This is a genomic window from Rhizobium sp. PRIMUS64 (genome assembly GCF_023006465.1).
Taxonomy (GTDB): domain Bacteria; phylum Pseudomonadota; class Alphaproteobacteria; order Rhizobiales; family Rhizobiaceae; genus Rhizobium; species Rhizobium leguminosarum.
The window spans coordinates 86,659-95,376 of the sequence record NZ_JALBGX010000014.1 but is presented as its reverse complement, the minus strand read 5'-3'; the positions used below and the strand labels follow the sequence as shown (position 1 = coordinate 95,376).

General features: G+C 58.5%; 7 protein-coding genes. 5 read left to right on the top strand and 2 right to left on the bottom strand.

The genetic code is table 11. The features are described from left to right. Positions 1 to 228: NAD(P)-binding protein (locus tag MOV76_RS08695; RefSeq protein ID WP_247264341.1), on the bottom strand; the 228-nt coding region annotated here is incomplete at its 3' end. Positions 229 to 291: 63 nt separating this feature from the next. Next, positions 292 to 804 carry a MarR family winged helix-turn-helix transcriptional regulator gene (locus MOV76_RS08690; RefSeq protein ID WP_247264340.1) on the bottom strand — a complete coding sequence of 171 codons (513 nt, stop codon included), beginning with the start codon at positions 802 to 804 and terminating at the stop codon, positions 292 to 294. Between MOV76_RS08690 and MOV76_RS08685 the strand changes: the two genes are divergently transcribed. The 5 genes from MOV76_RS08685 to MOV76_RS08665 all read left to right on the top strand — a co-directional run bounded on the left by MOV76_RS08685 (position 805) and on the right by MOV76_RS08665 (position 8,583). Next, a complete protein-coding gene (locus MOV76_RS08685) occupies positions 805 to 1,695 on the top strand; it encodes a haloalkane dehalogenase (RefSeq protein WP_247264339.1) in 891 nt (296 codons plus the stop codon). Positions 1,696 to 2,251: 556 nt separating this feature from the next. After that, complete coding sequence (locus MOV76_RS08680; protein WP_131605580.1) at positions 2,252 to 4,393, top strand: caspase family protein; 2,142 nt, start codon at positions 2,252 to 2,254, stop codon at positions 4,391 to 4,393. A 96-nt stretch (positions 4,394 to 4,489) separates the two neighbouring features. Further along, on the top strand, positions 4,490 to 5,725 hold the full coding sequence (locus MOV76_RS08675) for a phosphoribosyltransferase family protein (protein WP_247264338.1): 1,236 nt from the start codon (positions 4,490 to 4,492) through the stop codon (positions 5,723 to 5,725). 64 nt (positions 5,726 to 5,789) lie between these two features. Then, entirely contained in the window at positions 5,790 to 6,242 is a 453-nt protein-coding gene (locus MOV76_RS08670; RefSeq protein ID WP_245509964.1) for a hypothetical protein, read from the top strand. A gap of 124 nt (positions 6,243 to 6,366) precedes the next feature. Further along, complete coding sequence (locus MOV76_RS08665) at positions 6,367 to 8,583, top strand: glycosyltransferase (RefSeq protein WP_245510107.1); 2,217 nt, start codon at positions 6,367 to 6,369, stop codon at positions 8,581 to 8,583. Positions 8,584 to 8,718: the final 135 nt, after the last annotated feature.

Here is an 8,718-nt window from a genome sequence, read left to right as displayed (position 1 = left end):
ATTGGTCCGCGCGCCATGCAGCCAGCCGCAGCCGAGATCGAGCGCGACATCGGCGTCAGGCAGTCCGACCGTCCAGGCGCGCCCGCCGAGACGATCGCTGGCTTCAAGCAGGAGGATGGAAAGATCCGGGCGGATTGCCTGCAGGCGACGGGCGGCGGCGATGCCGGCGGCACCGGCGCCGATGATGACGACATCCTCTTCGGCGCCCTTGCTGTTGTCACCCGGCATGAATTTTCCTTCGGTCGTGCGACGGTTAAGTGGAAAGGGTCGTCTCAAGCCAGCCCCGCTTCGCTATTGCAATTGCTCCAGCAGCCGCCGGAGTGCTGTCCGCAGATCATCCATCTGCTGCGGGCTGGTCAAGGCGGCCCAACTTTCATCGACGCGCCGGCCCGCCGCCATTGCTATCGGCCTGACCCCCTGGCCTTTTTCCGTCAAAAACACCAGCCGGCCGCGCCGATCGTTCGGATCTGGCCGGCGCTCGACATAACCCAGGCGCTCGAGTTCTTCGACAGCCTGCGTCATCGTCTGCTTACGCACCCGGGCGAGCTTGGTCAGCTCGCTGACCTGGATGCCCTCGGGCCGCGCGAAAGTGAAAACGTTGGCATGCGGTGGGCGGATATCACCGTAGCCGGCCTCATCGAGTGCCGCTTCGACGGCCTGCGTCCAATGCTGATGGACCAGACGCAACAACAGGCCAAGGGAAGAAGCCGACATGAAACCCCGCGCAACAATATAGACAGGTAACTGTCTATATGATAAATGGACAGTCGCCTGCCTATATAGCACAAAAGCGCGGAGCTCCATATGCCGACCATCGATATTCTCACCTCGTTCATCTCCTACGAGGAACTGGGGGAGGGCGATCCGATCGTCTTCCTGCACGGCAATCCCACCTCATCGCATCTCTGGCGGAACATCATGCCCGTTATCGGGCCCGGCCGCTGCCTGGCGCCCGATCTCATCGGCATGGGACGATCCGGCAAACCCGATATCGGCTATCGCTATGGCGATCACATCGCCTATCTCGACGCCTGGTTCGATGCGCTTGACCTCGACGATGTCGTGCTCGTCGGCCACGACTGGGGCGGCGCGCTGGCATTCGACTGGGCTTCACGCCACGCCGAACGGGTGCGCGGCATCGCCTTCATGGAAACCATCCTGCGGCCGATGAGCTGGGAGGATCTGCCAGACGGCGGAAGAGTGCGTTATGAACTGTTGCGGGGTACGGGAACCGGCGAGGCCAAGGTCCTCGACGAAAATTTCTTCATCGAACAGGCCTTGCGCGCGACCACGCTGAAAGGGCTGAGCGATGCCGAATGGGACGTCTACCGCGCCCCCTATCCGGACCGCGACAGCCGGCGCCCGCTGCTGGAATGGCCGCGCGCCATGCCGATCAACGGCGAGCCGGCCGATGTCGTCGCCAGAATCGAGAGTTATGACCGCTGGCTTTCCGCCAGTCCTCAAACTCCCAAGCTGCTGCTGACCTTCGACGGGCCCGCCGAAACGCTATTGATCGGCAGCGAGATGATTTCGTGGTGCCGCGACACCATCGCCGGCCTGGAAATCAGGGGCTGCGGGCCAGCGCGCCACATTGCCCCCGAGGATCAGCCTGAGGCGATTGCCGCCGAAATCAAAAACTGGATCGACAGGAAGGGGCTCAGAACAGCGCAGCGGAAGGTCACCTCTCAGGCATAAAAATCTTCGTCTGCGTCACCGTGAATGCGACATGACAGACTGTTGCAATGTTGAGCCGGTTCATGGGTGGGATCAATCAGCCACTGTGAAGGTCCAATGCCACGTTTCGATCGACGACGCTTTCTTCTTGCCTGGCTGCGCGCGCCGCTGCGCATCGCCTCGATCACGCCATCAGGCCCCCGCCTTGCTCCCTGCAACGGGAAATTCGACAGAGAACAGCCGATTTCGATCAGAGGTAAGTCTGTTTTCGTCCCTCCGGATAGTCACCAACCACCCATATGGAGCTCTGAACGTCTATGCGATCAACTGGTCGAATCGAGGCTCACTTTCCACGATCGGCACGCGAAGGAGATCTTTGTCAACTTCAGCAATTGCGGCAGATCGATTTATGTATTGCAGAAAGGCTATCGCTTCGTGTGTAAACAGGTAAATTAGCGGATATTTCAGCGAAAAATATACTTCCTATTTTCGATCGTACGGGTGGCAGGCGGACAAGCAACGTTTGAGGCTTTGCACCGATGGAGTCGGGCACGGCCTTTCCATGGGAGCGATGGTGATGGTGTTCACATTTGCGCAGGGGCGGGGCCCACGTTTCCTCATCTGCCTATTTCTGCTAATCGCGTTTCAAATCTTGGCGTCACCTGCTCACGCAGAGAAGCGCGCTGCAATCGTCATCGGTAACAGTGACTATCCCTTTGCGCCGCTGAGCAATCCTCACAACGACGCCAAGCTGATCGCGAATACCCTGACTGAATTGAATTTCGACGTCCTTCTGTTTTACGATCTGAAGAAAGAAGCGGTCAAAGACCTGAAAGAGACCATCCGGACCCATCTGATCGGGGCCGACATTGCCGTGTTCTACTATGCCGGCCACGCCTTGCAGGCAAGTGGCCGCAATCTGCTGCTGCCAGTGGATGTCGATACCAGCTCGGCGCAAAAAGTCGTCGCGGATGCGGTCGCCCTCAACGACCTCATCGATATTGTCAAGGACGATCCAGTCGGACTGAAGCTCTTCATTCTTGATGCGTGCCGCAACAATCCGGCTGCAAATTTCGAGGGTCTTCATCAGGGGCTGGCGGATACCGAGGCCGGCAGCGGACAGGTCCTGATGGCTTACGCGACCAGCGCTGGTGAAGTTGCTTATGATGGTACTGGGCTGAACAGCCCCTATTCGTCGGCGCTCGCCAATGCCCTGCAGCGACCGAATCTGGATGTCTACGACACGTTTCGAACTGTTCGCGGCGATGTCAGGCAAGCCACCGGCAATGCCCAAATACCGTGGATCACCGGCTCGATCGAAACACGGTTCGTGTTCCGGCCACAGGCAGCCGTTCTCAACGCAGACCCTGTCGTTCCGCCCACGGAAACGTCTAGTCCGGTTGATATCGACGAGGTACTTTGGACCTTCATTAAGGATAGTCCAGATCCTGCTGATTTCGAGCGCTTCGCCAAAATCTTTCCCAACAGCGCGCATGCGGCGGAGGCGGAAGAAAAGAGCCGTGTCCAGGTTGCCGCCCTTTCCAAACGCGGGCTCTATGTCCGCGAAAGCTTGGTGGCTTCCTCCATTGCCAGTCAGGCGCCGAGCGCAGTCGACGCCGAGGCCAAAGAATTCGTGTTCCAGCAATCCGGCGAGCGAGCGGTGAGCGAAACATTCCGGATGTGGCCAAGCGTCTTGCCCGAGGTGGCCGGCGGGATGCGCAGTCTTGTCACCGACTGCGATCTCTACGGTGCCGACCCGAACGATCCCCAGCGACAGGTACCAGGGGTCAGCAATGGCCTCGTCAATGTGCGCGACGCATTACGGGCCTGCGCCTTTGCGCTTGCTGCAGATCCGAACAACGCAAGACTGCAATATCAGCTTGGTCGTGTTCTCGAGATCGCCGGTCGGTACAATTGGGCGGAATATTTCTACAAGATCGCCGGCGGTCACCAGTATAGCGCCGCTCTCGTCAATCTCGGCTACATGGCTCGCATGGGAATCGGCCGCAAGGTCGACTACGATCAAGCCCTCTCCTACTACATGGCGGCCGCAAAAATGGGCAACCTGCGTGCACGCACAAATGTCGGCACCGCTTATATTCTTGGCCAGGGTGTCTCGAAGGAGCCAGAAGAAGGGGTTCTCTGGTATCGTCTTGCCGCATCCAGTGGTTGGGCCAACGCAATCACGGCGCTGGGTGACTGCTACAGGCTGGGCACGGGTGTAAAGCAGGATGCCACGCGGGCCGTTGCACTTTACACTGCGGCAGCCGACACGGGCCAGATCGACGCCATGGCAAATCTGGGTCAGGCCTACATCAGCGGAGAGGGCATCAAGAAAGATCCCGCACGCGGCCTGGAGACTCTGCTGAAGGCAACGGACATGGGCAACAAATACGCCCCCTACTATGCCGCAAGGCTGTACCTGAAAGGCGCCGATAAACTTCCTGCCGATCGAAACCGCGCGCTCTCCCTCTTCAAGCTGTCGGCCGACCGTGGTCTTGAACTCGCCAACCTTGATCTTGCCTTCGGCTACGACAAGGGCAGCTTCACGGGAAAGGCGGATGTGCCGCTTGCATATTATTATAGCGTACTGGCGGAAAAGCTTGGCGTTAACCGGGCAGATGAGGCGCGCGCGGCAATCGGCAAAAAGCTTGACGCTGCAACGCGGCAAAAAATGGAAGCGCAGGTCGATCTCTTTGTGGAGCAGAACGGCAAATGACAGCCGCGCAACTGACGTGAACAATGGAGCATCGAAAAGCGGATGCAGTACCGCTCGATATCGGATCTTCACAGAGCGATCGTCAACGGGTTGCACATGCTGCCTCGCGATATCGACCTGGTCGTCGGCATTCCACGCAGCGGCTTGCTAGCCGCCAACATGCTGGGTCTTGTCGCCAACCTGCCGATGACCGATCTCGACAGCTTCGTGGAAGGCCGTGTTTATTCCTTCGGCGCGACGAAGAATACGGCTACGTTCAGGGGCGCATCAGACGTTCGAAAGGTGCTGGTCCTCGACGACAGCATCAATACCGGTGGGGCCATGCGGCAAGCCAAAGCCAAGTTGTTGGCATGCGAAAGCCCCGCTCAATTTGTCTTTGCAGCAGTCTATGGCCTGGGCGATAGGGTTGAGGGCGTCGACTTCATATTCGAGGTGGTTGAACAGCCCAGGCTGTTCCAGTGGAATTTCATGCATCATGGACTGTTGTCGAAGGCATGCGTCGATATCGACGGGGTGCTCTGCCTCGATCCGACAGAGGCGGAAAATGACGATGGTCCGACCTATGACTCCTTCTTGAGAAATGCTCGCGCGCTTCACAAACCGACGCGTTTCATCGCCTATCTCGTTACGAGCCGCCTGGAAAAGTATCGGTCCCTGACCGAAACATGGCTTCGCACAAATGCAATCGATTACGGCAAGCTCGTCATGCTCGATCTGCCGACCGCGACGGAGCGTCGGCGGCGCGGCATCCATGCAGGGTTCAAGGCCGCCTTTTATCGGCAGAGCGATGCTGAAATCTTCATCGAGAGCAGCCTCAGACAGGCAACCGAGATTGCCAGCATATCGAACAAGCCGGTCCTTTGCACGGAGACCCACCAGATGGTTTTGCCGACCCCTTTGCGCAGCTTGTTCAGAATGAGAATTCCTTTCGACGCCTTTGCCCTTCTGAAGCGAGCGCAGGCAATGCCCGAGGAACTCCGCTATACGATCGCCGACGCGCAGAACCGCGCAAAATCCAGAACTCTCGTCACCTGGCTCGGGCCAACGCCGGACGGCTTTGTCGATGCCATCGAATCCGTTCGAAGGATTTGCGTAGCCAAGAACGAATATCCGATCATCGTCCTTTCCGAATTCCATCAGGAACTGATGTCCCAGGCAGACACGCCGGTCGAATTTATTCCGCAGGTGCGCCACCTGCCGTCGCTTTCGGCCGGCCAATATCAGGACTACGCGCGCAGGCGTCACGACCTCATGTTGCGTAAATGGGCAATTTCGCGCGAGATCACGTTGGGGCTGGGCTTCGAGGAATTTCTTGCCGAGCAGTTGTCGTAGCGGAAAAGACGAACACACTTAAGACAAACCGCGGCTCAATCTTAAGGTTGAAAAGTGCATCTATTTGGTGCTTGAAAAGCCAGAGCAGTCCGTCAAATCTGGACAGAACCATAGAAATAATGGGTTTCATCTTGCGGGCATTGACTTTCACAACTTGAAACTGCTTACTAAGAACAAGCTGCGGGGAGGGCAATATATGCTTCGGAAAATCTCTATCCTCGGAACGCTGATACTTGCTTCGTGCACGTCTCAAGGCTCAAACATGACGCTGGCGTCGATGATGAGCGGTTACCGGGGCGCACCGACCAGCGCGGAAACCGTGGCTTGGCGCAACGCACAGCGTAGTAACACCGATCAAGCCTATCGCAATTTCATCAGCCAGTATCCGAACAGTTCCTATGTCCCGGTCGCGACATCGAGGATCACCCGGTCGGTCAATCCCAAACCCGTTGCCGTCAGGAATTTTGGCGGTTCCGATCGCAGCTCATCTTTCGGTCGGAGCGGAAGCGCTTATTGACGCGCTTGCCGGAAGACTGGCAATTCAATCTGGTAGCTCACTGTGGACCCGATCTGGCTTTCTAATGCATTTTGATATTGTCCATGCAGCCGATCCTCGATTTTATGGAGGCGCGTCATCGGCGGTGCGGGTCGAGATCCAAGCCGCCCGGCAATTTGGTCTCTCGACAGCGCTCCTTCCATTTCTGGGCGTTTCCGACATCCGCTCCAGGCGGTTCGAGGAACGTCTTCTCGACGTTCTCCAGCGTCAGGAGGTGCCGTGGCTGACCGGCGAGGAGACAGTCGAGTGCGACATTCTATTTGCGCATAATCCTCTGGCGTTCGCGCACATGCCGACACGGCCACTGCGAATAAGATCGAAGGTCGTCCTACTTTCGGTCCAGCACCCGCCATTCGACGGGGCTGGAAATGCCCAATACAATATCGACGTGGTCAAACGGAACCTGGAGAGAATGTTCGGGGCTCCCGTCATCTTTGCTCCGGTCGGTCCCAAGGTGCGCAATCAGTTCGAAGACATCGTTGCCGGCAGGCCCCAGCTCTTGGGTCATGATCTGTTCAACCTCATCGACCTCGGCGAATGGCCAGACAGGGCCGCGCCGCCGCCGCGCGAGCGGGCTATTATCGGCAGGCATTCGCGTCGCGATCTCTTGAAATGGCCGGACACCGAGGCTGAACTGCGTGCAGCCTATCCCGATCTTGGTAATGTCCAGGTGAAGGTCATGGGCGGCGTGCCTGACCAGCTCGTGCCTCTTGTTGGATCCAACTGGAACGTCTCACCCTATTCAAACAGCGGTGTGCCGCAGTTTCTGAACAAGCTAGATTTCTATGTGTTTTTTCACAGTCGACGTTGGATTGAGGCGTTTGGCATCGGCATTGCCGAAGCGATGGCGAGCGGGCTTGTGACCATCCTGGATCCATCGTTTCGGGACTTGTTCGAAGACGGTGCAGTCTATTGTCGGCCTAAGGAGACACCTCACGTTCTCGAGAGATATCTCGCGTCTCCCGAGGAGTTCAGCGCCCAGTCGACAGCCGCGCGCACATTGGTCGAGAGGAAGTTTTCGACGAGCCGCTACCCGGAAAGAATGCGTGCGCTCTATGACGCCCTCGGGCTTTGTGCGCCCCCCACGCTTGCCGTGGTCGCAAAGCCCGTCGATGGTGACGGTTTCTCCGCGTCGCGCGAGGGGGCAACGGTCCGTTCCGGGCCGCACAGATCGCAACGGTCGCCGATGGGACGACGGCGCGTTCTGTTTGTTGCGACAAACGGCATAGGGCTTGGCCACATTACGCGATTGATGGCGATCGCCGAGCGCATATCGTCTGACATAGAGCCTGTCTTCCTGACAATGTCGGCCGGCTCTTCCATTGTCGAAGCACGCGGGCATCCGGTTGACTATATACCGTCCGCCCCGAAGATCGGTGTGACTGACGACAGCTGGAACGAAGTCTTCGCACAGGAATTGCTGGCTGCCGTCGAGGCGTTTGCCGTCAACAGCGTCGTCTTCGACAGCAACCATCCCTTTCCCGGTCTTCTAAAGGTTCTGGCGGCCCGTCCCGATCTAAACTGGGTCTGGATCCGCCGTGGGATGTGGGCTTCCCGACATGGTCTCGATCCGTCGATACAGCGTCGGTTCGACATGGTGATCGAGCCGGGCGAGTTCGCCGCGGACGAGGACCACGGCATCACCGCGCAATTGCGCGCTGGCGTGATCGGCGTTCCTCCCATCCTCCTCGTTGACGACGAAGACAGGCTCCCGCGTTTGGAGGCTGCATCGGCTCTCGGTGCCGATCCGGCCGGTCTTGTCGCCGTCGTGCAGCTCGGTTCGGAGCGTAATTTCGACGTCAGCCGGCTGCGGCCGGCGATCATAAGCGGGCTGCTAAAACATGGCGTCCAGGTTATCGATGCAGTTAATCCTCTCGCGCCGAAGCGAGAAGACCATATCGGCGGCACCCTCCAGAAGGCGATCTACCCGATCGCCAGATATTTCAACGCTGTCGACCTGATAATCACGAATGCCGGCTACAACAGCTTCCATGAATGTATTTATGGCGGCATCCCGGCAATCTTCGTTCCGAACGAGGCGCCCGAGATGGACGAGCAGGCCGTCAGAGCCGCCTATGCGCAAAGCTCCGGATTGGCGCTATGTCTGAGATCGGTGGATGTCGAGCGAGCGCACGAGGTGATCGAACTTGCCTTGTCGGAGGATTTTCTTGGCCAGCATCGCACGCGAGCAGGTCGCATCGTTTTTGCCAATGGGGCGCGTGAAGCGGCACTGGCGATCGAAGAGCTCGTATTCTCCGTCAGGACGGATCGCGCGCTCGGGGGATCGATTGCGCGCGTATGACGTTTTCGCCGCGCCGGTCCGATTGTGCTGGTCATACCGATCCTCGCCTTCCGGGCGCGTCTTGCCGTCCTCGACCACAACTCGATAGGCGCTGGCCTGCTGCAATGTCGATGTCACTTCCGGAGCGACGGGCCT

Coding starts and splice junctions, on each gene's coding strand:
- MOV76_RS08690 (WP_247264340.1), bottom strand. CDS start 804: ATGGAGCTCCGCGCTTTTGTGCTATATAGGCAGGCGACTGTCCATTTA.
- MOV76_RS08685 (WP_247264339.1), top strand. CDS start 805: ATGCCGACCATCGATATTCTCACCTCGTTCATCTCCTACGAGGAACTG.
- MOV76_RS08680 (WP_131605580.1), top strand. CDS start 2,252: ATGGTGTTCACATTTGCGCAGGGGCGGGGCCCACGTTTCCTCATCTGC.
- MOV76_RS08675 (WP_247264338.1), top strand. CDS start 4,490: ATGCTGCCTCGCGATATCGACCTGGTCGTCGGCATTCCACGCAGCGGC.